We start from the raw sequence: 25,775 nt of genomic DNA on the forward strand, positions 1-25,775 counted from the left end.
CTGCGGGCCGAGGCCCGCAGGAGTCGGATCAGCCGAGCACGGAACGCAGGAGGCGCCCGAACGGCCCGGGATCAGTAGCCGTAGATCATCTTGTAGGCGACCTCGGGGAGGAACTGTCCGGCCGAGGAGCCGCCTCCCACGCCGCAGTTGCCGTCGGACTCGCCAGGGACCTTGATCCACAAGAGCATCTCGGCGCCTCCGCCCAGCCGGGTGGGAGTGCCGATGCGGCGGCCTGAGGGGTTGCACCACTGGCCGTTCGAGCCGTTGCCGTTGCGGCTGGTGTCCACGACGAACGGCTTGGTGTAGCCGTAACGGGCGCCGAGTTCCCGGTTGACGGCGTCGGCGTACGCGGTGTTCTCGGCCGTGGTGAGGTAGTTGGAGACGTTGAGCGAGAAACCGCGGGCCTGCCGGACACCGGCTTCGTGAAGACGCCGGGCCATGGTCGCCGCGCTCGCCCAGGCCGGGTTGCCGGCGTCGAGGTAGACCCAGGTGTTGGGGGCTCGGCGGTTGAACTCGGCGAGCGCACCGGTCAGCATGCTCTCGCGTTCGTCGATCTGCGCCTGGTTCATACAGCCGTAGTCCCCGAGGGAGTCCGGTTCGAGGACGACGACGGCCGGGCGGCCGGCGATCCCGCCCGCGAACTGGGCGATCCAGTTCGCATAGGCGGACGGCGAGGAGGCCCCGCCCGCGGAGTGTCCGCCGCAGTAGTCCCGGTTGTAGATGTTGTAGGCGACGAGGAGGGGCAGCTTGTCGCGGGCGTCCGCCGCGCCCGTGTACGCGCCGGTGGCGGTGCCGATACCGCCGCTCCAGGAGCCGAACCAGCGGGCTGTCGGGGTATTGGCGATGGACGCGTTGATCGCGGAGGCCCGGCCGTCGCCGGGGTTGGCGGCGACCCACCGTTTCGCGCTGGAGTCGGGGTCCACGTAGAACCCGTTGGTCATGGTCGTCGGGTCGGCCGCGTGAGCGGCCGGGGCGGCGGCGAGCGCCAGCGGCAGTGAGGAGAGCGCTGCCACCAGGGCGAGGAGTCTGCGGCGCATGACGGATACCTCGGTTCTGTCAGGAGGCGTGCGAAGGTCGACGGCGAGTCGGGGAGGAGGAGCGCTCCCAGACCCTGGGGGTGCCTTGCCTCGTGCGGGTGGAGCACTGCGCCTGTTCGAAATTGCGAACATACTTCGACGAGTCGAGCAACCTGGATGATAGGAAGCTCCCGGGCCCCGTCAATCCTTCTCGCATTATTCGACTTGGATGTCGAAACATTCGAAGACTTGCTGTCGTAATCGCCGCAGGTCCATCGCTTGCGCAGTACGGATGCTCTCGCTGTGGACCTGCAACGGGCAGGCCCACCAGAAATGGAGCCCCGCGTGAACCGCGGTTCCGGTAGGGGAGTTTCACGATGACGGGGCGGAGACGGCCCTGGCGAAGCCCGGAATGCCGAGGCGGCGGTCGGAGGACGAGAAGGCAGACCGCCGGGTCTTCGGCGCTCAGCCGCGGGTGAGCAGGTCGGCAACCCGGGCGATCATCCGGCTCTCCTCCCCGTCGCGGACAGTCGTCGGGTTGCAGGCGAGCACGAAGCGGCGTTGCCCGTCACGCGTGGAGAACGCGGCGTTCTTGTAGCCGTACGTCTCACCGGTCTTGCCCCAGAACGTCACGCCGTTGACGTCGGCCCGCTGAAGCCCGGTGCTGTAGCGGGCCGGGGAGCCGTCCAGCATGCGCACGTCCTCCGGTGGCGGCGTGAACATCAGCCGCAGCAGCTCCGGCGGGAGCAGTTCGCCGCAGAACAGGACGGTGAGCATCCGGTCGAGGTCGTCCGGGGTGGAGATCATGTCGCCCTCGCCCCGGCCGGCCGACTGGTCGTACACGGTGACGTCTCTCAGGCCACCGTCGGCCATCTTCAGGTAGCCGTGCACATGTCGGCCGTGGATTCGGGGATCGTCGCCGGGCACGACGGTGCCGGCCAGGCCCAGCGTGCGCAGGACGCGGGCCGCGACGGCCTCTCCGTACGGGCGTCCGGTCACCTTGTCGATGACCAGTGCGGCCAGTACGTAGTTGATGCCGCGGTACTCCTGCCGCGTACCCGGGGGGAACTTCAGTGCTCCGTGCGTCGCCGTCGCCACCCACTCCCGTGGCGTCCAGTGGTCGAAGCGGTGGTGCAACACCTCTTCCGCACCCGCCGGTTCGGGGATGCCGACGTGGTCCGGCAGCCCGCTGGTGTGGTTCAGCAGATGGCCTACGGTGACCGGCGAGAAGCGGGCCGGCAGCAGTCCCGGCAGGATGTGCTCCACCGGCCTGTCCAGTGCGACCCGGCCCTCGGCCACCAGCTGCAGCACGACCGTGGCGACGAAGACCTTGGTGATGCTGCCGATGCGGACCTTGTCGCACCCCGTCACCGGCCGCCGCGTCCTGATGTCGGCCACACCCGAGGAAGCATGCCAGGGGCCGGTCGCGCCGCCGACGCGCAAGTGGGCTGCGGTCGACGGCGGGTGCTTCAGATCATCGATCGCCGCCCGGAGTGCGGCGGTATCCAGGGGTGGGAGCGGCGTGGTGGCCGCGGGGGATGCGACGGCGCTGCGCGCGGGCAGGACCGTGAGGGCGGCCGGCGCGGTCGCTCCCGACAGGGCAGCGCCCGCGAACGCCCTTCGCGACAGGGGGGGTGAGGTCATGGACCTCACGCTTCCAGTGGGTGCGTGACCGTACATCCGGGGAGCCCCGGAGGGATCCCCGATCGCACCCTGACCCCCTTCCCGACGCGGGTGGACCGCCTCGCACAGGAGATCGGCTCCCGCGGACCCGGCGCCGATGAGAGGCTCGGCCGCATGTCCACCTCACGGCCCGCCCGCCCGGCCGCTTCGGTCGCCCTGGCCCTCGCCCTCGTCGCGACTCTCGGCGCCTGCGGTGACCTGCACGCCCCGGACTCGCGGACGGGTGCCGCCTCGACCCCGTCGGGCGCGGCCTCGCCCAGTGCCCCGGGAGCGTCACCGTACGTGGAGCCCGGCGCGGGCGACGGCGCCCCGCACTACAACGAGAACAACGCCTACCGCCGTGAGGGCGACATGACTCCGGCCCACGCGATGGACGCCCGGCGGGAGGCCGACCGCATCCGGCCGGTGCTCGAGCGGCTGTGGGAGCGGCGGAAGTGGGACCCCGAGACCGTACGGACGGCCCTGCTCCGGCTCGGCTACGAAGAGGAGCGCGTCACGGACGGCGGCAAGCGCGTCGGCGGCACGCTCACCGTCACGGGGATGTCCCCGCGCTGGAAGGACGACGGCTACGTCACGCCCGAGGGGACGAGGGTCGCCCTGCGCGTGCACGACGACGCCTGTGTGTCGGGGTTCGTGCAGAAGCCGAACTTCGAGGTGCGGGCCAACGGCCCGTACCCGGAGACCGGCTGCTTCGAACCGCCCTACGGCCACTGAGCCGCCAGGCGGCCCTCCTCGGGGTGCTCCGCCCGGTCGCGGCCCGGCCCGGGCGGCGCGCGTCACGCCGCCCGCCGCCCGGGCCCGCTGCACCGCGAGGAAGGCCCCGGCCGCCGAGCCTGGCCCTCGGCTCAGCGGGTCAGCACGCCCGCCAGCGTCCCCGCCCCGGCGGCACAGGCCAGGACCGCGCAGGCACCGGCCGCGTGGCGCCGGAGCAGGGCGCGCCGGAGGTGGGCGTAGCGGCTCTCGTACTCCTGCCGCAGCTCGTCGGCTCGTCGCACGGTGCCTTGCAACAGCTGCCGGGTGACCTCCAGACGCCGGCGGACGTAGTGGCCGGTGAGTTCCTCGGCCTGGGCGGTGGTCATCCACGGCATCCGTGCGCAGAGCTCCTCGGCCTCGCGTTGTGCCTGGTCGTGATGGGCGTGGGCGAGAAGGAAGCCCTCGGTCTCGTCGGCCAGGGCGCTGCGCGACTCGCTCACGGGCACCTGCTGCCTGCCCCGTCTCACTGCCGCTCGCCCTTGTGGCCCTCGGCGTCGACCACATCGCGCTGCCCGGTGTTCTCCGCCTCGTCCAGGCTCGCCACGTCCGGGTGGCGCAGGTCGAAGGCCGGCGACTCGGAGCGGATCTTGGGCAGAGTGAGGAAGTTGTGGCGGGGCGGTGGACAGGACGTGGCCCACTCCAGTGAGCGGCCGTAGCCCCAGGGGTCGTCGACCTCGACCTTCTCGCCCTTCTGAGCCGTCCGCCACACGTTGTACAAGAAGGGCAGGGTGGACATGCCGAGCAGGAACGCGCCGATCGAGGAGACGGTGTTGAGCGCGGTGAACCCGTCGGCGGCCAGATAGTCGGCGTATCGGCGGGGCATGCCCTCGGCGCCGAGCCAGTGCTGGACCAGGAACGTGGTGTGGAAGCCGACGAACAGCGTCCAGAAGTGGATCTTCTCCAGGCGCATGTCGAGCATCGTGCCGGTCATCTTCGGCCACCAGAAGCTGAATCCGCCGAACATCGCGAACACGATCGTTCCGAACAGCACGTAGTGGAAGTGGGCGACCACGAAGTAGCTGTCGGTGACGTGCCAGTCGAGCGGCGGAGAGCCCAGGATGACGCCGGTCAGCCCGCCGAAGAGGAAGGTGACCAGGAAGCCGAGCGCCCAGAGCATGGGTGGTTCGAACGACAGCGAGCCCCGCCACATCGTGCCGATCCAGTTGAAGAACTTCACCCCCGTCGGCACGGCGATCAGATACGTCATGAAGGAGAAGAACGGCAGCAGCACCGCGCCGGTGGCGAACATGTGGTGCGCCCACACCGTCACCGACAGTCCGGCGATGGAGATGGTCGCGCCGATCAGACCGGTGTACCCGAAGATCGGCTTGCGGGCGAAGACGGGGATGATCTCGGTGATCACGCCGAAGAACGGCAGCGCCAGGATGTACACCTCGGGGTGGCCGAAGAACCAGAACAGGTGCTGCCACAGGATCGCCCCGCCGTTCTCCGGGTCGAAGATGTGGGCGCCGAACTTCCGGTCCGCCTCCAGCGCGAACAGGGCCGCGGCCAGTACGGGAAAGGCGAACAGCACCAGCACCGAGGTGAGCAGCACGTTCCAGGTGAAGATCGGCAGCCGGAACATGGTCATGCCGGGGGCGCGCATGCAGATGATCGTGGTGATGAAGTTGACCGCACCGAGGATCGTGCCGAAACCCGCCAGCGCCAGTCCCATGAGCCACAGGTCGCCCCCGACATAGGCGGTGCGCTCACCGCCGCTCAGCGGCGTGTAGGCGGTCCAGCCGAAGTCGGCCGCACCCTGCGGGGTGAGGAAGCTGGACATCACGATCAGGCCGCCGAAGGCGAAGAGCCAGTACGAGAACATGTTCAGCCGGGGAAAGGCGACGTCGGGAGAGCCGATCTGCAGCGGCATGATCGCATTGGCGAACCCGGCGAACGTGGGCGTCGCGAACAGCAGCAGCATGATCGTGCCGTGCATGGTGAACGACTGGTTGTACTGCTCCTGGGAGAGGATCTGCAGCCCCGGCCGGGCCAGCTCCGCCCGGATGGCCATCGCCAGCGCCCCGCCCACCAGGAAGAACGCGAACGACGTGATCAGATACAAGTGCCCGATCTTCTTGTGATCGGTGGTCGTCAGCCAGGAGACGACCACCTTCCCTCTGCCGCGGGGCTCTACCGCGGGCACGGGTGAAACCGGTTCAGTGTGTGTCGCCATCAGTTCCTCGATCGGCAGCAACGGGGCGGACGGTCATCCGTCCCGGAGGAACCTATTGGGTGCGGTTCGTCACCCTTGTCTGCGATCGGGTGTCTCTGAGCCGAATAGCGTAATGATCCATACGACCGAGCGCTGGGCTCAGCGCCGTTTGCGCACGATCGCGGCGACCGCGGCGGACACGAGGAGGCCGGCGAGTCCGGTGAGGACCCTCTTCACCACCGCCGAGTGGAAGGCCGGTCCCAGCCTGTCGCGCATCCGGTCGTGGAGACTGAGCGGCACGCCCAGCAGGGCGTTGCCCGGCGGGCGTCGCGGGACGATCGGGTGGGGGTGTGTGGGTGCGCTCCTGCGTACCGTCTCCCAAGCGGTGCCGAGTTGGCGCAACCGAACGGTGTCCAGGGCTCCTTTGCGGCCGAGGCAGGAGCAGGTCCTCCTCGACCCGCGAGGTCAGGTCCTCGCCGTCCGTCACCGAGCGCCGCACGACCGGCCACAGCACGGTCTCCTCCGCGAAGGCGTGGCTGAAGACGAGCTGAACGACCTCCTCGAGCACCCGCTCGCGTTCCCCGTCGTCCGGGAGGGTGCCGTACCGCTCCATCAGGCGGTCCATCTCCGCGTGATCACGCCGCTGCCGCGCGAGGACGCTGCTCGGACCGCCCGGCTGCTCCACCGTCTGGTCCTCGATCGTCCTGGCCATGGACCGCTCCCTTCCGCGGACCGGCGAGGGTGCCGGCACCGGTGGCGGCAGGCTCGACGGCCGGTGGCGCGAGTACCCCGGCACGCCGGGCGACATCGGTCGGCGCCCCATCTCCTGTGCAAGCGGTTTCAGTGTCTGTGTCATGTTTTGTTCCTGCCGGAGCGCGGCACTCGGGCATCCACGAGCGTGCCCCCTTAGAGGTGACTCCGCTGCGTGAGGTGCGCCTGCCGCGCGCCGGAATCCGGCCCGGCCGCCGGGCGGAACAGAGGGTGGTCGATGACGACGATCGGCGTGGAAGAGGAGTACCTGCTGCTCGACCCGGTCACGGGCCTGCCGGTACCTCAGGCGGACAAAGTGCGCGCCGCGGCGGGCGTGGGGCACCTCGTGACCGACCAGGAGGTGCAGTACGAGCTGCTCCAGGCGCAGGTCGAGGTGGCCACACCGGTCTGCCACACCCTGGAGGAGGTCGGAGGCCATCTCCTGCGCCTGCGGCACGCCGTCGGCGTCGCAGCCGAACAGCACGGCTGCCGGATCGGGGTCTGTGGCACCCCGCCGCTGCGACACGGGCGCCCCATCGCCGTCACCGACCAGGCCCGCTACCGGGCCATGGTCACCCAGGCACCCCAGCTGGTGGCGGAGCAACTGGTCAACGGCACGCACGTGCACGTCGCAGTGCCGGACCGGGAAGCGGGCGTGCAGGTGCTGAACCGGATCCGCTCCCGGTTGCCGACACTGACGGCGATGTCGGCGAACTCCCCGCTCTGGGACGGCCACGACACGGGCTTCGCGAGCTGGCGCACCGTGATCTTCAGCCGGTGGCCGGTCAGCGGCATGCCCCCGCACTTCCGGGACGCCGCCGACTACGACCGGCGCGTGGACCGGCTGCTGGAGTCGGGGCTGATCTCGGACGTCGGCCAGCTCTACTGGCAAGCCCGCCTCTCGGCCACGTACCCCACCATCGAGGTGCGGTGCCTGGACGTCCAGCTCCGCGCGGACGAGGCGGTCATGCTCGCCGCGCTCATCCGGGCCCTCGCGGAGACCGCTCTGGCGGAAGCGGCCGCCGACGCGCCCCTGCCCGACACCGCGCCGGAGCTGCTGCAGGCCGCCATGTGGCACGCCGCCCGGCACGGGCTCGGGGACACCCTCCTCGACCCCGGGGGCGCCCCGCACCGGGCAGGCGACGTGCTCTACGAGTTCCTGCGGCACGTCGCTCCCGCCCTCGACGCATCCGGCGACACCCGGCAGGTCACGTCTCTGATCCACCGGCTGCTGCAGGACGGGACGGGTGCGGACCGGCAGCGCGCCACCCTCGCGCACGGCGGTCTCCGCGCGGTCACCGAGCTGATCAGCGCCCAGAGCACCATGCCGTGACGCCCGGAACCGCTCCTCAGGCCACCGCGGCGTAGGAGGCGGCGACAGCGGTGTCAGCGCGGGCGTGGACGACCAGTCGCGTGCCGGCGGTGTCGGCGTCCGTCTCGAGCGTGCGGCGGACGGGCGCACTGTGCGTGGCCACCGACATCAGCGTGCCCGTCCGGCTGCACAGGTGATGGACCCGGAGGACCACGCTGACCACCGCGCTCCGAGCGGCCGGCTCGTCGAGGACGATGACCACGGGCGCCGGCCGGTAGGCCTGAACGAGGTCGCTGATCCTCGTGAGGAGCGTGGCGCGTCCGCCGATACCGGGGTCCTGGTGGACCGTGATGACGAGGACTCCGTGATCGAGTGAATGGGACAGCACCACGGCCTCCGTTCCTCCGTTTCCTTCGTCGGCGGGTCGTTCCGCCGTGGAAGTACCCGGGAGTGGCCGTTCGAAGCCTACGGCGGACCGGCCGAGAGCCCTGAGGTGAGCACCCGTTCAGGGGAGGCGCGCTGGCCGAAAACCGACCCGGCCCGAAGAGTGGGACAGACGAACCCCGTTCTCTTCGGCCCTGGCGGGGCACTCCGTCGGCGCGCGAGTCCCTACACCCCCAGGAGACCGTCCCATGAGTTTCAACCCATTGGAACAGCGGGGCATCCCGCTCGACCGCCAGCTCCGCAGCTGGCGCGAGCTGAACGTGCAGCCCATCGACCCCGACCGCTGCGACCCGTACACCCGCTGTCGCATCATCGCGATGAACGGCATCGAGGTGGAGGCCATCCTCTTCAGCCACCAGCTCGCCCGCAACACCGTCGACCCGGAGGTGAAGCGGCAGCTCGCCCGGACCCGCTACATCGAGGCGCAGCAGCAGAAGGTGGTGAACTGGCTGCTGCCCGGCGTGTCCTCCGTCCTGGAGACGACCATCGCCTACGAGCAGGTCGCGGTGGACCTCACGGCGTGGGTGGCGAGGATGGAGCCGGACCCGTACCTGAAGCAGGCGTATCAGTTCGGGGTGCTGGAGGACTTCGACCATCTGTACCGGTACGCCAACCTCTACGAGATGATCGAGCATCGCAAGGCGGAGTCGATCGTCGACAACCTCACCGAGGTGATGCCGGGCCGGCCGACGAAGTACCACCACCGTGACCCGTACGACAACGTCCGTGACCCCTACGACAAGAGCGGCACGAACCCGCTGTCCAAGCTGCACGCCCTGACCATCATGGCGGCGGAGCAGCAGACCATGAACTTCTACATGAACACCGGCCCCACCTACATGGAGCCGATCGCCCGGCAGCTCTACCAGGAGATCGGGCTGATCGAGGAGGAGCACGTCACCCACTACGAGTCGCTCGTCGACCCGGGGGAGACGTGGTGGGAGCAGCTCGTCAACCACGAGTACAACGAGTGCTACCTGTACTACTCCTTCATGGAGCAGGAAAGCGACCCCAAGGTGAAGGCGATCTGGGAGCTGCACCTGAACATGGAGCTGGAGCACCTGCACACGGCCTGCGACCTGATGCGCCGCCACGACGGCCGGGAGCCGCAGGAGGTCCTCGCCCCGGAACTGCCGAACGTGCTCACCTTCGAGCCGAACAAGCAGTACCTGCGCGAGCTGCTGGAAACCCAGATGGACCTGACCACGCTGGGCGCCGGCTATGTGCGCGAGGCACACGAGCGGTTCGAGAAGATGCAGGAGCAGATCCACGGTGGTGAAGAGCCGCCCAGCGAGCGCGTGATGGTCCAGCACGACGAGATGTTCGGCCGCGACTACCGCGTCCAGACCGAGGGCGAGCACCCCGATCCCGCGATGCGCGAGAAGTGAGGCGGCCGACCATGCCCGAGACGCACACTCCCCAGGCAGGCGACGACCGCGCCGCCGACACCGACGTGGTCGCGCTCCTCATGCGCCAGCACGGCGACATCCGCAACCTCTTCGACGAGGTCGAGCAGAGCCGGGGCGAGGAACGCCGTGACGCCTTCCGCCGCCTGGTGCGGCTGCTGGCCGTGCACGAGACCGCCGAGGAGGAGGTCGTCCACCCCTTCGCACGGCGGGCCCTGCCCGGTGGCGAGCAGGTCGTGGAGGACCGGCTCGCCGAGGAGCGGGCGGCCAAGGAGACCCTGGCCGCCCTGGACGAACTGGACACCGACGACCCGAAGTTCATGCTCCAGCTGATGAAGCTGCGCAAGGACGTGCAGGAGCACGCCCGGGCGGAGGAGCGCTACGAGTTCACGCACATCCGCCGCAGCACCGACGCCGACGGCCTCGCCACCTTGGCCAAGGCTGTGAAGGCCGCCGAGGCCATGGCACCCACCCGCCCCCATCCCGGCGTCGAGTCGGCCAAGGCCAACGTGGCCCTCGGCCCCGTCGCGGCCCTCGTGGACCGCACGAAGGACGCCGTCCGCAAGGCGATGGGCAAGGACTGAACTCCGCGCGGAGCCGCCCGGCGTCAGGTGCCCCGCCGGGCGGTCGTATCCCCGGTGCTCCCGGTGCTCTTGGCGTTCGCCGGCTCGTAGGCAGTGATGTCGTAGCGCGCTTCGTCGTCGACCGCGTTCTCCTCCCAGTCCAGGACGATGCGCACGGGGTGCCCGTCGGCCGCGTATCCCGCCTCGGCCGTGTCCGCGTCGTCCCGGCGCGCCTGCTCCAGTTCCGCGAGGAGTTCGCCGAGCGTGGGCACCGCGTCGGGGGCGCTCTCGACCGTGCTGCGTGCGGAGTCGTCCAGGCCCACCGCCCGTACGACCTTGCCGTCGAGGACCGAGATCCGGAAGGTGCCGAGCAGGCTCCGCTCTCCCTCGCTCGACCGGAGCGTGTAGGTGTAGGAGGAGGGCTCCTGCCAGTCGCCTCGCGCGTGTCCCGGGGCGGTTTCCGCCTCGGAGGACGTCGATGTCGCGGTGCCGCAGGCGGCGACCGCGCAGACGATCCCTCCGATCAGTACGGCACCGGAAACGGCTCGGGCTGTCATGGCGCGGGTCCCTTCGACGACGGTTGCCACTATGACGCCGACCGCCCCGAAAACGTTCGGCGGCCTGGACCACCGGATCCCGGGACCCACGTCCCCGTTCGCCCCCGTCTGCAGTCAGCGGGATGGTGCACCGGCGGCAGCCGCCGACACTAGGGCTCCGGGCCCGAACGGGCATCGCCTGCCGTCGGCCGTCGCGTGGTCAGACGGGAAGGACGAACGGAGGGTGCGTCCCGTTGAGGAAGTAGTCCCCGACGTCCTGGAGCCGGTGGCCGACGGGCTCGTACAGCGTGTGCGTCCGGGCGTTGCGCCAGAACCGGTCGAAGCCGAGCCGGGCGGAAGCGGAGCGCGCGCCGATGATGTCCAGGGCGCGAGCGGTGGACTCCTGGGCGGCCTTGGACGCGGCGGCCTCGGCCATGGCCACCAGGACGGAGATCTCCGCGTAGTCCTCGTAGGTGAGGTCCTCGCCGCGGTCCAGCCCGACCTGCACGGCCCGCCGCGCCTCGTCGGCGAGTGCGGACGCCGAGCGGGTGAGCACGGTGAGCTCCCCGTACGCCGTCAGCACCTGCGGGTCCTGAGGGGAGCCGACCGGCCACTCCGGGTGCCCGTGCGAGTGGCCGGACCTGCTGTACTCGCGGGCCTCGGCGAGCACGCCCTCCGCCATGCCGAGCCGGAGCTGCGCCGACAGCAGACGACCGACCGGTGACACCAGGGCCGTCAGGGGCGACAGGACGTCCTCGTCCGCCGACAGGGAGCCCAGCACGTCACCGGCGGCTATCGGCACGGCGTCGAACTCCGCGCTGCCGCCCGCCGCCAGCCGCTGGCCGAAGGGGTCGGTGTCACCGTCGACGACCACACCCGCGAGGGCGGGGTCGACCACGAGCGCGAAGGGTTCACCGGTTCCGGCCCGCACTGCACGCACGGCGAGGCGGTCGGCGACCAGGACGCCGGCGGCATAGCTCTGCCGCCCGTTCAGCACGTACCCGCACGTGTCCCGGGTGAGGGTCAGCGCCGGTTCCTGGCGGGCCAGGCCCCCGCCCCAGCACCACTGCTCCGCCGCGGACCGTCGCTCCAGCCGCGCGGCGGGGGCGGGATCGGCGAAGAACCGTGCGCTCCAGGACGTGAAGTAGTGACAGCCGAGGAGCTGCCCGATGGCGCCGTCGGCCGCCGCGATCTCCCGGACCACGGCGTACGCCTGGGTCCAGTCCGCGCCGCCGCCCCCGAGTTCGGCAGGCACGAGGAGGGTCAGCAGCCCGGACTCGCGCAGCCGGGACACCTCGTCGAAGGGAGGCTTGCCCGCCTGATCCCGGGCGACGGCGTCCGTGGCCAGATCCTCCGCCGTCTCGCGGGCCACGCGCGACCAGTGCGCGCTGTCGGTCCCGGACTGGTCGAACTCCGCGGCGGGGCCGGACGGCGCCAGGGCAACGCCCATCGCAGGAATCTCCTCAAGTTCGTATGCAGAACGGGGTGTTGAGCCTCACGGGCGGGAAAGATGTGTGGGCCATCCGCATCATCCTGCGCAGGAGCGCAAGGCCCCGTCAATACTTTCCTAGTAATTCGATAGGGAACGTAGGGAATGGCGGAGTGCGGCCAGCCGGGCCCTCAGCCGCTGCACGGGCGTGGGTGGCAACGCGCGGGCGGCGCCGCGCGCATAGTGCCGCTCCACATAGAACTGCCCCGCGCTGAGCACGGTCGTGACGGCGATGTACCAGAGCGTGGCGACCAGCAGCAGCGGGATGACCTGATACGTCTGGTTGTACACGAGCTGCACCGAATACAGCAGGTCGTGCACGGCCAGCACGCTGACGATGCTCGTGCCCTTCAGGGTGCCGATCAGCATGTTGCCGGCGGTCGGCACGATGGAGCGCATCGCCTGCGGCACGACGATTCTGCGCAGGGCGCGCGCCCTGCCGATGCCGAGCGCCTGCGCGGCCTCCGTCTGTCCGGAGTCCACGGAGAGGATGCCGCCGCGCACCACCTCGGCGGCGTAGGCGGCCTCGTGCAGGGTCAGGCCGATGACGGCCGTCAGGGCGGGACCGAGCAGGTTCACCGTTTTGACGGTGACGAACTGCGGGCCGAACGGGATACCGAGGCCGAGCGTCGGATACAGGGCCCCGATGTTGAACCAGAGCAGCAGCTGCACCAGCAACGGAGTGGACCGGAAGACCCACACGTAGCCCCAACTCAGGCTTCTCAGTACCGGGTTGGCGGACAGTCGCATCACGGCCAGCGGGATGCCGAGCAGAAAGCCGAGCACCATTACCACGCCGGTCAGCCAGAGGGTGAGCAGCAGCCCGTCGAGCACGGCGGCACTGGTGAAGTAACCGCCGACCACGTCCCATTGGAAGGCCTGGTTGCGGACGACGGAGTCGACCAGCAGCGCGAAGAGCGACAAGGCGACGGCGGCGGCCAGCAGACGGCCGATGTTGCGACGCGGCACGATCCGCGGCACGTCGGCATCGGCCCCCGGGTCAGGGGCCCGGCCGGGGTTCTTCGGATCTGTCGCGGACAGGTCGGGAGCGGAGGCGGTGAGGTCGGAAGGCGAGGCCATCAGAAGGCTCTCCAGGGGAGGGAGGGAGGCACGGCACGGGTACGGGACCGGAGCCAGGCTTCGGCGTCATCACGCTCGCCGCGTCCCTCAACGCGGTGCGCCAAATCGTATGGGGACGACACACACAGGTGTCAACCACACCCGGCGTCGGGGGCGACTCGTTCCGACGTCCGCCATCCGGGCTGCGGTTGACGAGACGCGAGTCGCCCTGCTCAAGTAGTCACATGAATGCCGAGCAGCGCCTGGTCACCCGTGGCCACATCGACTTCGGTCGGGTGTGGTCCGCGGCGTGTTGCGCCTGACGCGGCAGCGGGCCGTCTGACCGGCCCTTCCCTCCCTCGGTTCCCCCGTCGCGGGCCGAGTCTCTCTCCTGACACGCGCTGCCGCCGCTCCACCCTGCCCAGGGCCCAGGCCCCGGCGCCATCACCTTCTTTCGCCACCCCCTTCACCGCCCCCTTCGCCACGCCCTGAAGCGCCGTCGCACCCCGACCGTGCCGCGGGCCGCCCCGCCGTGCCCCCGACGCTGTCCCGGCACGGCGCCGGACGACTTGAGGAAAGGCCAGAACCCATGCCCGTGGAGTTCCTCGGCATCGCCGCCACCCACGACGGATCCGAAACCACACCGCGCTCCGGCGCCGCCTTCGACAAGGACTACACGCTCCGGCTCGCCCGGGCCCACGAGGAACACGGCTGGGACCGGGTCCTGTTCGCCTACGGCTCCGGATCGCCCGATCCGGCACCGGCCGCCGCGTACATCGCGAGCAGGCTGGACCGGCTCCAGATCCTCCTCGCCCACCGGCCCAACGTGTCGTACCCGACGTTCGCCGCGAAGACCTTCGCCACCCTCGACCAGATCAGCCAGGGCCGCCTGACCGTCCACTTCATCACCGGCGGCAACGACCGGGAACAGGGTCGCGAGGGCGACACCCTCACCAAGGACGAGCGCTACGCCCGCACCCGCGAGTACATCCGGATCGTCAAGAAGATCTGGACCACGCACGAGCCGTTCGACCACGAGGGCGAGCACTACCGCTTCCACGACTTCGTCAGCGACGTCTTCCCGGTCCAGCAGCCGCGCCCGAACGTGTCGTTCGGTGGCTCCTCGCCCGCCGCGTACGCCGCCGGCGGCGCCGAGGCCGACATCTACTGCCTCTGGGGAGAGCCCCTGGAGAAGACCGCCGAGCAGATCGAGAAGGTGAAGGCCGCCGCACAGGCCGCGGGCCGCACCGATGTGCCGCGCATCCAGGCGGCGTTCCGGCCGATCATCGCCCCGACCGAGGAACTGGCCTGGGAGAAGGCCCACCGCACGGTCGGCCTGATCAAAGCCCGCAGGGAGCGGGGCGAGGCGATCACCAAGCGCCACAACGGCTCCGCGCAGCCGCAGAACACCGGCTCCCAGCGACTGATCGCCATCGCCGAGGCGGGGGAGCGCTACGACCGCGCCCTGTGGACCCCCACCGCCGCCGCGACCGGCGGCGCGGGCAACTCCAACGCCCTGGTCGGCACCCCGGAGACGGTCGCCCAGGCCCTCCTGGACTACTACGACCTCGGCGTGGACGTCCTCTCCGCCCGCGGCTACGACCTGCTCGGCGACGCCATCGACTTCGGCCGGCACGTGATCCCGATCGTCCGCGAGGAGGTCGCCAAGCGCGACGCCGAGCGCGCCGCCAGGAGCGACGCCGAGCGAACGTCCCACGATCCGCAGCGCCTCGCGACGGTGAACGGGTGACCTCCGCACCGGAACTGGCGTTCATTCAGGTACCGGTCTCCGATCCCCGGGTCGCGCCGCTGCTGCGTGAACTCGGCGACGAGTACTCCATTCGCTACGGCAGGGACGCGCACGCCGAAATCTCCCGCTATCCCGACGAGGAGTTCACCGCACCGCACGGCGGTCTGCTCCTGCTGCTGCTGGAACGCGGCGAACCCGTCGCGGGCGGCGCCTTCCGCCGGTACGACGCGGCCACGGCCGAACTGAAACGGATCTGGACCCACTCCGCCCACCGCCGTCGCGGTCTCGCCCGGCGCGTCGTCGCCGAGCTGGAACGCGAGGCCGCGGGCCGTGGGTACCGGCGCGTCCACCTCACCACCGGCCCGCGCCAGCCCGAAGCCCGCGGCCTGTACCTGGCCACCGGCTACACACCCCTGTTCGACACCGAGGCAGACCCGGAGACCATCGGCCCGCTGCCGTTCGAGAAACACCTGCGAGAGGTCCCCGAGCCGTGAACAGAACCCGTCTGCGCAGCACCGCCGCCCTGGTGCTGCTGCCCGCCCTGGCCCTCACCGCCTGCGGCTCCGGCACCACCCCCGGCACCACCCCCGGCGCCGCCCCCGCGGGCGCCCAGGCGTCCCCCGCCCCCACCGACGACCCCGTCGCCGCCGTCCGCCCGGTGGACTCCGTCGCCGCCCTGCTGCCCGCCGACGTCCGCGCGTCGGGCAAGCTGCGCATAGGCAGCTCCGTAGGCTCCCCGCCCGGCGCCTACTACCCGAACGGGCCCGGCAAGGCGCCCGCCGGCCAGGACATCGACATCGCCGACGCCGTCGCCAAGGTCCTCGGCGTGAAGCTCGACCGGCAGGACGCCTCCTTCGAGACGATCCTGCCCGCCCTCGGCAGCGGCAAGTACGACGTGGGCACCGGCAACTTCGGCGTCACCACCCAGCGCCTGAAGACCGTCGACTTCGTCACCTACATCGACGACGGCCAGGGCTTCGCCGTGAAGAAGGGCAGCACCGCCGTCAAGAAGAAGGTCACCGACCTGACCCAGCTGTGCGGCCTGACCATCGGCACCGGCGCCGGAACCACCTTCGAGTCGACCCTCGCCGCGCAGAAGGACATCTGCGCCAAGGCGGGCAAGAAGCCCTACGACGTGAAGGTCTACTCCGAGAACGGAGCGACGTTCACCGCGCTCCAGCAGGGCCGCGTCGACGTGATCATGTCGACCATCAACGGCCTGCGCTACCAGGCCGCCCAGCCCGCGGCGCAGACCACGTTCCTCGGCGAGTACCACCGCCTCGATGTCGGCTTCGCCTTCAAGAAGGGCTCCCCGCTCTCCAAGGCGTTCCGGGCCGCCGTCGACGAACTGATCAAGAACGGCACGTACGCCCGGATCCTGAAGAAGTGGGGCACCTCCGCCTCCGCGATCGACGCGTCGCGGATCAACCCGCCCGAGCACAGGTGACCCCATGAGCAGCGACACGATCACAGAACCGGCCGCACGTCCCTCACGAAGGAGAGCGCATGAGTGCCGTCATGGTCGACGTCCACGGCGTCCACAAGAGCTTCGGCCCGCTGGAAGTACTGCGCGGCGTCGACCTGCAGGTGCGGGCCGGCGAGGTCACCGTGGTCCTCGGCCCGTCCGGCTCCGGGAAGTCCACGCTGCTGCGCACCATCAACCACCTGGAGAAGGTCAGCCGCGGCTGGGTCAGCATCGACGGTGAACTCATCGGCTACCGCCGGTCGGGGAACAAGCTGCACGAGCTGAGGGAGCGGGACGTTCTCAAGCAGCGGACCAACATCGGGTTCGTCTTCCAGAACTTCAACCTCTTCCCGCACCTGACCGTCCTGCAGAACCTCGTCGAGGCCCCGGTCTCCGCCCGGCGCCGCCCGCGCAAGGAGGCCGAGAAGACCGCCCGCCGGCTGCTCGACCGGGTCGGTCTCGCCGGCAAGGCCGACGCCTATCCGCGGCAGCTGTCCGGCGGTCAGCAACAGCGCGTCGCCATCGCCCGGGCGCTCGCCCTCGAACCGAAGGTGCTGCTGTTCGACGAACCCACCTCGGCACTCGACCCGGAACTGGTCGGCGAGGTCCTCGACGTCATCAAGGACCTGGCCCGCACCGGCACCACCATGATCGTCGTGACCCACGAGATCGGCTTCGCCCGCGAGGTCGCCGACACCGTGGTGTTCATGGACGCCGGAGTCGTCGTGGAGCAGGGCCCGCCCTCGACCGTGCTCGACGCACCGCGGCACGAGCGCACCCGCGCCTTCCTCTCCAAGGTTCTCTGACCACCCGCCCGTGATGGTCCTGAAGCTCTGGGGCCTGTCCGGCGAGGGCGTGCGGAAGTCGGAGATCAACCCGCCCGGCCTGCCGAAGAACGGCGGCCAGTGCCGCACCAGGAAGGTTCGCCCCGTGGCCTGCCGCTCCTTCACGGGCAACCGTCGCCTGCCGCGGCACCAGCCGGCCGCACCCTCGTCCCTGTCCGCCGCCCCACGCTGAGGAGCACCGATCATGTCCGGCATCCCCCTCGGAGTCCTCGACCTCGTCCCGGTCCCGTCCGGCGCCACCGCCGCCGACGCACTGCGCAACACCCTGGACCTCGCGCGGCAGACCGAAGAGTTCGGCTACAGCCGCTACTGGTTCGCCGAGCACCACCTCAACCCCGGCGTCGCCGGGGCCTCTCCCGCCGTCGTACTGGCCCTGACCGCCTCCGCGACCTCCACGATCAGGATCGGCTCGGGCGCCGTACAACTCGGTCACCGCACCGCCCTGTCCACCGTCGAGGAGTTCGGCCTGATCGACGCCCTGCACCCGGGACGCCTGGACCTGGGCCTCGGCCGCTCCGGCGGACGTCCCCCCGGGCAGACGGCGCAGCCCCGGCCCACCACGACCCCCGTCGTCGACGGCCGTACTCCCAACGGCCTCAGGATCCCGCCCCGCTTCTCACCCGAGCACCTGCGCGGCTCACCACGCCTCCGGCTCCAGCAGCGGCTGCTGCAGCAGCCGGGCGCCCGGCACCAGGACTACGGCGAACAGATCGACGACGTCCTCGCGCTGCTGCGCGGCGAGTACCGCTCGCCTGACGGCGTCGAGGCGCACGCGGTTCCCGGCGAGGGGGCCGACGTGCAGGTGTGGATCCTCGGCAGCGGCGGTGGGGAGAGCGCCGACGTCGCCGGGCGCAACGGCCTGCGCTTCGCCGCCAACTACCACGTCAGCCCGGCCACCGTCCTGGAGGCGGCCGAAGGCTACCGGGCCGCGTTCCAGCCGTCCGACCACCTCGACAAGCCCTTCGTCAGTGTCTCCGCCGACGTCGTCGTCGCCGAGGACGACGAGACCGCCCGCGAACTGGCCACCGGGTACGGCCCGTGGGTCCGCAGCATCCGCACCGCCGAGGGCGCGATTCCCTTCCCCACGCCCGAACAGGCCCGCGCCCACCGCTGGACCGAGCAGGACCGGGCCCTGGTCGCCGACCGCGTCGACACCCAGTTCGTCGGGTCGCCCGGACGCGTCGCGGACCAGCTCGAGCAACTGCGGGAGGCCACCGGCGCCGACGAGTTGATCATCACGACCATCACCCACGGCCACGCCGACCGGGTGCGTTCGTACCGGCTCCTCGCGGAGGAGTGGCACCGCAGGTGACGCACGTCCGCTGTGCGGGACGGGGGCACCGCGCGGGTTCCCGCCCGGGGCCGGGCCACCCGCGCGAGACCGGGCGGCGGCCGGGCACGCCGAAGCCGGATGCGGTCACAAGCTGACCGCATCCGGTGCGACCGTGATCGCGCAAGCCGCCCGGACACCTGGACCGCGGGTCGGCACACGACGCGAAGGCCGAGGTGCTCCGATGACCGTTCTCGACACCCGGGCACTCAACCGAGCCACCCTGGCCCGGCAGTTGCTCCTCGATCGCGCCGACCTGCCGGTCCTCGACGCGGTCGCGCACGTGTGCGGTCTCCAGGCGCAGGAACCGCAGGAGCCGTTCCCCGGCCTGTGGTCGCGGCTGCGGGCCTTCGACCCGGCGGAGCTGTCGGACCTGCTGACCGGACGCCGTGTCGTGCGCACCCACCTCATGCGCCGTACCGTCCATCTCGTCACCGCCGACGACGCCGTGGCCTGGCGTTCCCGCCACGACGCCATGCTTCGCCAACGGGTCCTCGGGGTGTACCGGCGCGAACTCGACGGGATCGATCCCGCCGAACTGGAGGCGGCGGGTCGCGAGGTCATGGCCGACGGCGAACCCCGCTCCATGCCCGACCTTGCGCGAGCCGTCGCCGGCCGCCGGCCCGGGGCGCAGCCGCGACCCCTGGGCGAGATGCTGGTCGCGGCCCTCCTCCCGACGGTCCAGGTGCCGCCGCGCGGCCTGTGGCGCGCCAGAGGGGGAGCGCGCTACGCGCTCATCTCCTCCTGGCTCGGACGCGACATCGACCCGCTCTCCCCGGAGGCCTCCGACCCCGTGGGCCGGACGCTGGTACGGCGCTATCTGGCCGCGTTCGGCCCCGCCGCCTCGGCGGACCTGCGCGCCTGGTGCGGTCTCGCCGGACTGCCGGCCGCGGTCTTTGCCCTCCGTGAGGAACTCGTCGCCTTCCGCGACGAACGCGGCCGCGAGCTGCTCGACCTCCCGGACGCGCCCCGCCCCGATCCCGGCACCCCAGCGCCGGTGAGGTTCCTGCCGGCGTTCGACAACGCGATTCTCGGCTATCACGACCGCAGTCGGATCATCGACGACGCGCACCGCCGGCTGTCCGTCGCCGGCGCGCGAGTCGTCCTGGTCGACGGCAGGGTCGCCGCGACCTGGACCGTCGAGGCGGACACGGTGCACGTCACCCCGCTGCGTCGTATCTCCCGGACCGATCGCACGGCCGTCGCCGAGGAAGCGCGGGCCATGGCCTCGTTCCTCTCCGGCGACGCGAGCGACCGGGTACGGATCGCGGCCGCTCCTGGGTGAACCGGGGCTCGTACCGCCCGGAATGCGCATGTCCTGCGTTGATCGGCGGGCGTTCCCGGCCGACAGGCGCACACTGGAAGGGTGCTGCCGGTGCTCACGAGGGGGTGTCGGCCATGGAAGCGTCAGAACGTGTGACCGTGCGGTGGTGGCGGTGGCGGCGCAACGCGCTCAAACGGCGCATCGACGTCGTCGAAGCCTGGATCGTGGTCGCCGGCTGGGTGCTCGCCCTGCTGGGCGGGCTGATCGCGGGACTGCTCGCGGCGGGCACGGTCGAGCAGGCCGTCGAGCGGCAGCGGGCCGAGAGCCGCCAGGTCCGGGCGACGGTGGTCGAGGACGCGCCCGGCCCGTCACCGGCCCGCGAGGCGAGCGACCACCGGGTGTGGGGCAAGGTGCGGTGGACCGCGCCCGACGGCTCGACCCACCGTGAGGAGGCCCGGGTGCCGGCGAGAGCGCCCGCCGGAAGCACCCTCTCCGTGTGGGTGAACCGGAGCGGTGGCCTCACGCCCCCGCCGGTGTCCGGCGGCGAGGCCTGGCTGCACATCGCCATGGGCGGCGCGCTCGCCGGGATCTTCACGGGCGGCGCGGTACTGGGAGCCACCTGGCTGACCCGCCTGGGCCTCGACCGGCGCCGCATGTCCCAGTGGGACGCGGAGTGGGAGCGGATCGACACGCGGAGGGGCTGGAAGACGGGCTGAACATGGAGTGCCGGCCTGTGCGGGCCGTGCGGACCCGGAGAAACCGGCGTAGTCCGCCCCGCCGAGGCGCGTTCCCCCCGGCCTGGTTCCGGCGTGCCTGCGGCCCGGGCCCCGGCGTGCCGGCCCTCCGGGGACCCGGCGGTGGGACTGCCTCGCGGGAGCTAACGGGACGGCTGCTGGACGGGGGCCGCGGACGGGACGGGTGTGGCCGTCGGCAGTCGCGCGGTCGCGCCCTCGACCTGCCGCACCGTGTTCCCACCGGGCCGGTGGCCCGTGCCCGCGCCGGTGGAGAGCTGGGACCAGGCCCCGAGTGCCAGCGCGACGGCGGCAGCGGTGGCGACCACCCGCCCCGCGCGCCGGACCTTGGCACGGCGGTCCAGGTCCCGCCACGCCACGCGGACCCAGAGGTCCTCCGGCTGCCACAGATCGCCGACGGCGTGCGGGGGTTGGAGCTGCCGCCCCGCAGCCCGCTCCTCGGCCGAGGGTTCCCGGGGAGCGGAGACGCGTATGGCCGACTCGCTGTCCGTGAGGAACCTCAGCCACACGTCGTCGCGGACCGGGGGGACGACGGGCGGCTCGTGGGGAGTTCTCCGCCCGTCCGGCTCTTCGGTGGTCACGACCCGTCATCCCCTCTCCCGCCGTCGCCTGATCACTGCGCAGCGCAAGATCAGTATGCCGCCCGGGCGCCGGAGTCGTCCCTCGTCCGGTCGCGGACAGCCCGTCCGAGACCTACTTGGAACACGCCGAGAGCGGGAGGGCCGGGCGGCGCTCCCGCCGCACAGCTCAGACCGTGGCCGGCAGGACGTGGTCACCGACCTTGTCGGTGCTCAGGCACAGCGAGCAGACGACCGCGTCGTGCGTCCGGCAGGCGGCCACGTCCGGCCGCTCGAACTGCTGCCGGCACACATGGCACTCGTAGGTGACGGCGCTGGGGTTGCCGTCCTCGTCCAGCAGCGGCTCGGCGATGCCGTCGTCGGTGCGGCGCAGGTAGTACCGGCCCTTGGTGACCACCGCCATCAGCGGTGTGAGGATGAAGGCGATGACGGCCGCGGCGACGGGGGAGTACGGCTGGAGCGCGTCGCCGAGGGCGTGGAAGTACATGGCGATGGACAGCCCCGAGGCGGCGACGAAGGCCACGACCCCGACCGGGTTGACGGCGTAGAGCATGCCGCGGCGGAACTCGGGGGCGTGCGGGGACAGCTTCAGCACGTACTTGTTGATGCCGATGTCGGTGGCCACGGTGACCACCCAGGCGATCGCGCAGTTCGAGTAGAAGCCCAGGATGCTGTTGAGGAAGCTGAACATGTCGGCCTCCATCAGGGCCAGCGCGAAGCCCAGGTTGACCAGGACGAACACCATCCGGCCCGGGTAGCGCCTCGTGACCCGGGTGAAGGAGTTGGTCCACGCGAGGGAGCCGGAGTACGCGTTCGTCACGTTGATCTTGATCTGGCTGATGACGACCAGCACCACGGCGAGGGGGACGACGAGCCAGGACGGCATCATCGCGTCGAAGGCGCCCTTGAACTGCTGGATCGGCTCGGGTGCGGCGGAGGCGCCGACCTCGGCGATGATGTACACCGCGAGGAACACGCCGATGGCCTGCTTGAGCGCGCCCAGCACCACCCAGCCCGGGCCGGCCATCACCACGGCCGTCCACCAACTGCGCTTGTTCGCCTCGGTCTTGGGCGGCATGAAGCGCAGGTAGTCGATCTGCTCGCCGATCTGTGCGATCAGCGACAGGCACACGCCCGCACCGAGCAGCACGGAGGCGGTGTTGACGCCGCCGTCCCCGTCGGTGCCCGCGTAGGCGAGGAAGCGGTCGACGGTGCCCGGGTCGGTGGCGACCAGGTAGACCAGCGGGCCGACCATCAGCAAGAGCCAGACCGGGGTCGTCCACACCTGGAGCTTGCTCAGCGCCTTCATGCCGTAGATCACCAGGGGGATCACCATCAGCGTGGAGACCAGGTAGCCCAGCCAGAGCGGCAGTCCGAGGCCCAGCTTCAGGCCCTGGGCCATGATCGAGCCTTCCAGGGCGAAGAAGATGAAGGTGAAGCTGGCGAAGATGACGCTGGTGAGGACCGAGCCGAAGTAGCCGAAGCCGGAGCCGCGGGTGATCAGGTCCAGGTCGATGTTGTAGCGGGCCCCGTAGTAGGCCAGCGGGAAGCCGGTCACGAAGATGACGACGGCGGCGACGGCGATCGCGAGCAGCGCGTTGCCGGTGCCGTGGGCCAGTCCGATGCCGGCCCCGATGGAGAAGTCGGCCATGTAGGCGATGCCGCCGAGCGCGGTCGTCGCCACCACCATCGGGGTCCAGCGCCGGTAACTGCGCGGCGCGAAGCGGAGCGTGTAGTCCTCGAGGGTCTCCTTGACGGCCTGGTCCGTGCCCGGTGCTGCCTGCGGTGCGGGTTCCGGCTCGGCGACTTCGGCCAGTCGTGGCTCGGCACTCATGCCACGCCTCCTTGCTGCGGGTTGGGGTTCTGACAAGGCAGGCACGGTAGGCAGCGGTCGTTACCCCTAAATACTTCCTGCGTGAAGGGAATGTTTCGGAGCCATCTCACCGGGCGCCGACGGCCGCCATTCCTAGGGCACCCCCAGCACGAACAGCACGTATCCCGCGTACGACCCGGAGGCCAGCGCGGCCGTGCCGAGGACCGCGGCCAGAGAGGGCCACCGGAGCCGCCGCATCGCGAGGGCGAGGGGGACGAACAGCGGGAAGAGCGGGAGCAGATAGCGCGAGACGTTGCCGAAGTACTGCTGGGTGGACATCACCATGAGGTAGGACAGGACCGTGTAGACGACGAGCACGGCAGGCGGTCGCAGGCGCGTCAGCAGCACGGTCAGCACCGGCACCATCAGCACCACGCAGACGCCGATCACGTCCTCGAAGGGCAGCGCGAAGCGGTAGTCGAAGTGACCGACCGGAATCGACGTCAGCACGTCGAACGTGTGGACCCCCCAGTCGAACTTGTGGGCCCAGGCGCCGTCCTGGAGTTTGGAGTAGCCATTGATGTCGCCCATGCGGTAGTTGACCCAGCCGAGGTAGCCGAGCAGGCCCAGGGGCGCGATCGCCACAGCGGCCAGGGGACGGCGGACCCCGTCCTCGCGCCGGCGCAGGGACAGCACCGCCGCGACGGCGAGGGCGGCCACGAGCGCGACGGCGGTGGGTCGGCACAGCCCGGCCGCGCAGGTCAGCAGGCCGGCCGTGAGCCAGCGGCGGGTCATGACCGCGAGGCAGGCCCACGCGGCGAGGGCCGTGTAAAGGGACTCCGAGTAGCCCGACCATTCCGTGCCCGAACCGGGCCAGACCGCCCACAGCCCGGCCGCGACCAGGCCGGCCCGGTGGCCGCCGAGGCGTCTCGTCACGGCGTAGATGCCCAGCGCGGCGGCGAAGGAGGCGATGACGGAGACCGTCATGCCGGCGCCGTACAGGCCGAGTCCGGTGCACTCCGAGATCAGCCGCATCAGCGTCGGGTAGAGGGGGAAGAACGCCGCCGAGTTGCCCTCCAGCGTGATCAGGCCCGTAGCGCCCGGAACCGGTTTCAGGGCCGGGTCGTACCCGTGCGCGGCGATCTGCTGGTACCACCAGCCGTCCCAGCTGGCCAGGACGTCCCAGGGGCGCTCGCCGCCGCCGAAGCGCGGGTTCTTCTTCCGGAAGTCGCCCGCGGAGTCCAGCAGGAACATGAAGACGCCGAAGCCGGCCAGCTTCAGCACGCCGTACGTCAGCAGCACGGGCCCGTAGCGCGCGGCGGCGGCGCGCAGCCATGGCCGTAACTGCCCTGCGCTGTCCGGAACTTCGGGTGGTGCGGTATCGACGGGCGGACGGCGCAGCTGGACGGTGCTCATGGGGCGGAGGGTCCTGTCGTGCGGCGGGCCGGGAACACCCAGGCCCGGAAGAGGAGGAAACGCAGCAGCGTCGCGGCCAGGTTGGCGACGACCAGAGTCATGAGCTCGGCCCTGTGGCCGGCCCCGGGCGCGGTGTGGTGGAGCAGGGCGAGCGAACCGCTCGTCAGGGCCAGTCCGATCAGAAAGGCGGTGAGTCCCTTGAGGTGGTGGCGCAGTACACCGCCACGGCCTCGCACACCGAAGGTGAGCCGCCGGTTGGCCGCCGTGTTGGCGATCGCGTTGGCGAGCAGGGCGATCGCGTTGGCCGCCTGCGCTCCTGTCGCCGGTCTGAGCGCGGTGTACAGCAGCAGGTAGCAGAGGGTGCTGGCGGCACCGACGGCGGCGAAACGCACCACCTGCCGGGCCAGACCCGCGGGCAGCTCCCCGGCCAGGTCGCCGCCGCTGCGGCGCAGCGCGGACAGCGGCAGCCTGCCGCAGGCCAGGGACCCGCCGATCCTGGCCATGCCCCGCAGATCGGCCAGCGCCGTGGAGAGGATGTGGACCCGGCTGTCGGGGTCGTCCACCCAGTCCACCGGCACCTCGTGGATCCGCAGGCCCGCCCGCTCGGCGATGACCAGCAACTCGGTGTCGAAGAACCACTCGCGGTCCTCCACCAGCGGCAGCAGCCGCTCGGCGACGTCCCGCCGCACCGCCTTGAACCCGCACTGCGCGTCGGAGAAGCCCACCGCGAGTGTGCCGCGCAGCAGCCCGTTGTAGCAGCGGGAGATGATCTCCCGTTTCGGCCCGCGCACCACCCGCGAGCCGCGGGCCAGCCGGGTGCCGATGGCGATGTCCGAGTGGCCCGAGATCAGTGGCGCGACCAGCGGCAGCAGAGCGGCGAGGTCGGTGGACAGGTCCACGTCCAGATACGCCAGCACCGGGGCGCGGGAGCGTGACCACGCGGTGTGCAGCGCACGTCCCCGCCCCTTCTCCGCCAGCCGGATCCAGTCCGTGCCGGGCAGCTCCGCGGCCAGCCGGGCGGCGATCCGCGGGGTCGCGTCGGTGCTCGCGTTGTCGGCGATGGTGATGCGGAAGGCGTAGGGGAAGGTCTCGCCGAGGTGTGCGTGCAGGCGCCGGACGCAGGGTTCGAGGTCGTTCTCCTCGTTGTACACCGGAACGACCACGTCCAGGACGGGATCCGGGTGGTGCGCCGGCAAGGGCACCCGGCGGGGCAACGCGGACGGTTCGGCTGTCGGGCGGTCGATCAAGGCCGACCGCAATACGGTTCGCATGGCTGTCTCACGGTCTCTTTCCGGCGTGCGGGCATGCCCGAGCGCCTGTTCCGGGCATGCCGAAGGCGCCCGTGACGGGTGGGGTGTCGAGACGTGCGGGGCGAAGGTGCCCCTGATGGGAAGGG

At 71.1% G+C, this 25,775-nt stretch carries 25 protein-coding genes; 12 read left to right on the forward strand and 13 right to left on the reverse strand.

The window, feature by feature from the left end; translation table 11 throughout:
- Window positions 1-71: 71 nt before the first annotated feature.
- On the reverse strand, window positions 72-1,037 hold the full coding sequence (locus ABTX60_RS29095; protein ID WP_352099977.1) for a glycoside hydrolase family 6 protein: 966 nt from the start codon (window positions 1,035-1,037) through the stop codon (window positions 72-74).
- A 444-nt stretch (window positions 1,038-1,481) separates the two neighbouring features.
- The gene (locus ABTX60_RS29100; protein WP_352099978.1) at window positions 1,482-2,660 is read right to left on the reverse strand and encodes a serine hydrolase domain-containing protein; all 1,179 of its coding nucleotides are present in this window, start codon (window positions 2,658-2,660) and stop codon (window positions 1,482-1,484) included.
- Between the two features lie 153 nt (window positions 2,661-2,813).
- On the opposite strand from ABTX60_RS29100, the gene ABTX60_RS29105 reads away from it, so the two are divergent.
- Window positions 2,814-3,413 (forward strand): hypothetical protein, encoded by a 600-nt coding sequence (locus ABTX60_RS29105; RefSeq protein ID WP_352099979.1) that lies wholly within the window; start codon window positions 2,814-2,816, stop codon window positions 3,411-3,413.
- 131 nt (window positions 3,414-3,544) lie between these two features.
- On the opposite strand, the gene ABTX60_RS29110 is transcribed toward ABTX60_RS29105, so the two are convergent.
- The 3 genes from ABTX60_RS29110 to ABTX60_RS29120 form a co-directional block, all read right to left on the reverse strand.
- Complete coding sequence (locus ABTX60_RS29110) at window positions 3,545-3,892, reverse strand: hypothetical protein (protein WP_352099980.1); 348 nt, start codon at window positions 3,890-3,892, stop codon at window positions 3,545-3,547.
- 23 nt (window positions 3,893-3,915) lie between these two features.
- Window positions 3,916-5,628, reverse strand: a complete 1,713-nt coding sequence (gene ctaD, locus ABTX60_RS29115; protein ID WP_352099981.1) for an aa3-type cytochrome oxidase subunit I — start codon at window positions 5,626-5,628, stop codon at window positions 3,916-3,918.
- Between the two features lie 138 nt (window positions 5,629-5,766).
- Window positions 5,767-5,907: a hypothetical protein gene (locus ABTX60_RS29120; protein WP_352099982.1), complete on the reverse strand. Its 141-nt coding sequence runs from the start codon at window positions 5,905-5,907 to the stop codon at window positions 5,767-5,769.
- Window positions 5,908-6,595: 688 nt separating this feature from the next.
- Here ABTX60_RS29120 and ABTX60_RS29125 point away from each other — a divergent pair.
- Entirely contained in the window at window positions 6,596-7,690 is a 1,095-nt protein-coding gene (locus tag ABTX60_RS29125; RefSeq protein WP_352099983.1) for a carboxylate-amine ligase, read from the forward strand.
- A gap of 16 nt (window positions 7,691-7,706) precedes the next feature.
- Here the strand turns inward: ABTX60_RS29125 and ABTX60_RS29130 are convergent, their stop codons facing one another.
- Window positions 7,707-8,057 carry a hypothetical protein gene (locus ABTX60_RS29130; protein ID WP_352100022.1) on the reverse strand — a complete coding sequence of 117 codons (351 nt, stop codon included), beginning with the start codon at window positions 8,055-8,057 and terminating at the stop codon, window positions 7,707-7,709.
- A gap of 244 nt (window positions 8,058-8,301) precedes the next feature.
- Here ABTX60_RS29130 and ABTX60_RS29135 point away from each other — a divergent pair, with 244 nt between their 5' ends.
- Window positions 8,302-9,501: a hypothetical protein gene (locus ABTX60_RS29135; protein ID WP_352099984.1), complete on the forward strand. Its 1,200-nt coding sequence runs from the start codon at window positions 8,302-8,304 to the stop codon at window positions 9,499-9,501.
- Between the two features lie 11 nt (window positions 9,502-9,512).
- Window positions 9,513-10,103, forward strand: coding sequence for a hemerythrin domain-containing protein (locus tag ABTX60_RS29140; protein WP_352099985.1), 591 nt, complete (start codon window positions 9,513-9,515; stop codon window positions 10,101-10,103).
- A 23-nt stretch (window positions 10,104-10,126) separates the two neighbouring features.
- Here the strand turns inward: ABTX60_RS29140 and ABTX60_RS29145 are convergent, their stop codons facing one another.
- From ABTX60_RS29145 to ABTX60_RS29155, 3 genes are all read right to left on the reverse strand, one after another.
- On the reverse strand, window positions 10,127-10,639 hold the full coding sequence (locus ABTX60_RS29145; protein ID WP_352099986.1) for a DUF6174 domain-containing protein: 513 nt from the start codon (window positions 10,637-10,639) through the stop codon (window positions 10,127-10,129).
- Between the two features lie 199 nt (window positions 10,640-10,838).
- On the reverse strand, window positions 10,839-12,068 hold the full coding sequence (locus ABTX60_RS29150; protein ID WP_352099987.1) for an acyl-CoA dehydrogenase family protein: 1,230 nt from the start codon (window positions 12,066-12,068) through the stop codon (window positions 10,839-10,841).
- A gap of 117 nt (window positions 12,069-12,185) precedes the next feature.
- On the reverse strand, window positions 12,186-13,187 hold the full coding sequence (locus ABTX60_RS29155) for an amino acid ABC transporter permease (RefSeq protein ID WP_352099988.1): 1,002 nt from the start codon (window positions 13,185-13,187) through the stop codon (window positions 12,186-12,188).
- A 568-nt stretch (window positions 13,188-13,755) separates the two neighbouring features.
- On the opposite strand from ABTX60_RS29155, the gene ABTX60_RS29160 reads away from it, so the two are divergent.
- From ABTX60_RS29160 to ABTX60_RS29195, 8 genes are all read left to right on the forward strand, one after another.
- Window positions 13,756-14,916: an LLM class flavin-dependent oxidoreductase gene (locus tag ABTX60_RS29160; protein ID WP_352099989.1), complete on the forward strand. Its 1,161-nt coding sequence runs from the start codon at window positions 13,756-13,758 to the stop codon at window positions 14,914-14,916.
- Window positions 14,913-15,410, forward strand: a complete 498-nt coding sequence (locus ABTX60_RS29165) for a GNAT family N-acetyltransferase (RefSeq protein ID WP_352099990.1) — start codon at window positions 14,913-14,915, stop codon at window positions 15,408-15,410. The genes ABTX60_RS29160 and ABTX60_RS29165 overlap by 4 nt, the downstream gene beginning before the upstream one ends.
- A complete protein-coding gene (locus tag ABTX60_RS29170; protein WP_352099991.1) occupies window positions 15,407-16,363 on the forward strand; it encodes an ABC transporter substrate-binding protein in 957 nt (318 codons plus the stop codon). The genes ABTX60_RS29165 and ABTX60_RS29170 overlap by 4 nt, the downstream gene beginning before the upstream one ends.
- Window positions 16,364-16,422: 59 nt before the next feature.
- The gene (locus ABTX60_RS29175) at window positions 16,423-17,187 is read left to right on the forward strand and encodes an amino acid ABC transporter ATP-binding protein (protein ID WP_352099992.1); all 765 of its coding nucleotides are present in this window, start codon (window positions 16,423-16,425) and stop codon (window positions 17,185-17,187) included.
- A gap of 10 nt (window positions 17,188-17,197) precedes the next feature.
- The gene (locus ABTX60_RS29180; protein ID WP_352100024.1) at window positions 17,198-17,398 is read left to right on the forward strand and encodes a hypothetical protein; all 201 of its coding nucleotides are present in this window, start codon (window positions 17,198-17,200) and stop codon (window positions 17,396-17,398) included.
- A gap of 12 nt (window positions 17,399-17,410) precedes the next feature.
- Entirely contained in the window at window positions 17,411-18,538 is a 1,128-nt protein-coding gene (locus ABTX60_RS29185) for an LLM class flavin-dependent oxidoreductase (protein ID WP_352099993.1), read from the forward strand.
- A gap of 202 nt (window positions 18,539-18,740) precedes the next feature.
- Window positions 18,741-19,841, forward strand: a complete 1,101-nt coding sequence (locus tag ABTX60_RS29190) for a winged helix DNA-binding domain-containing protein (RefSeq protein ID WP_352099994.1) — start codon at window positions 18,741-18,743, stop codon at window positions 19,839-19,841.
- A gap of 113 nt (window positions 19,842-19,954) precedes the next feature.
- The gene (locus tag ABTX60_RS29195; protein ID WP_352099995.1) at window positions 19,955-20,536 is read left to right on the forward strand and encodes an Rv1733c family protein; all 582 of its coding nucleotides are present in this window, start codon (window positions 19,955-19,957) and stop codon (window positions 20,534-20,536) included.
- Between the two features lie 161 nt (window positions 20,537-20,697).
- Here ABTX60_RS29195 and ABTX60_RS29200 read toward each other — a convergent pair whose 3' ends face one another.
- The 4 genes from ABTX60_RS29200 to ABTX60_RS29215 all read right to left on the reverse strand — a co-directional run bounded on the left by ABTX60_RS29200 (window position 20,698) and on the right by ABTX60_RS29215 (window position 25,650).
- Window positions 20,698-21,153: a hypothetical protein gene (locus tag ABTX60_RS29200; protein WP_352099996.1), complete on the reverse strand. Its 456-nt coding sequence runs from the start codon at window positions 21,151-21,153 to the stop codon at window positions 20,698-20,700.
- Between the two features lie 166 nt (window positions 21,154-21,319).
- A complete protein-coding gene (locus ABTX60_RS29205) occupies window positions 21,320-22,984 on the reverse strand; it encodes a purine-cytosine permease family protein (RefSeq protein WP_352099997.1) in 1,665 nt (554 codons plus the stop codon).
- A 132-nt stretch (window positions 22,985-23,116) separates the two neighbouring features.
- Window positions 23,117-24,379 carry a glycosyltransferase family 39 protein gene (locus ABTX60_RS29210; protein ID WP_352099998.1) on the reverse strand — a complete coding sequence of 421 codons (1,263 nt, stop codon included), beginning with the start codon at window positions 24,377-24,379 and terminating at the stop codon, window positions 23,117-23,119.
- Entirely contained in the window at window positions 24,376-25,650 is a 1,275-nt protein-coding gene (locus tag ABTX60_RS29215) for a bifunctional glycosyltransferase family 2/GtrA family protein (RefSeq protein WP_352099999.1), read from the reverse strand. The genes ABTX60_RS29210 and ABTX60_RS29215 overlap by 4 nt, the downstream gene beginning before the upstream one ends.
- Between the last annotated feature and the right edge of the window lie 125 nt (window positions 25,651-25,775).

Source organism: Streptomyces sp. NPDC126510 (assembly GCF_040302345.1).
Lineage (GTDB): Bacteria > Actinomycetota > Actinomycetes > Streptomycetales > Streptomycetaceae > Streptomyces.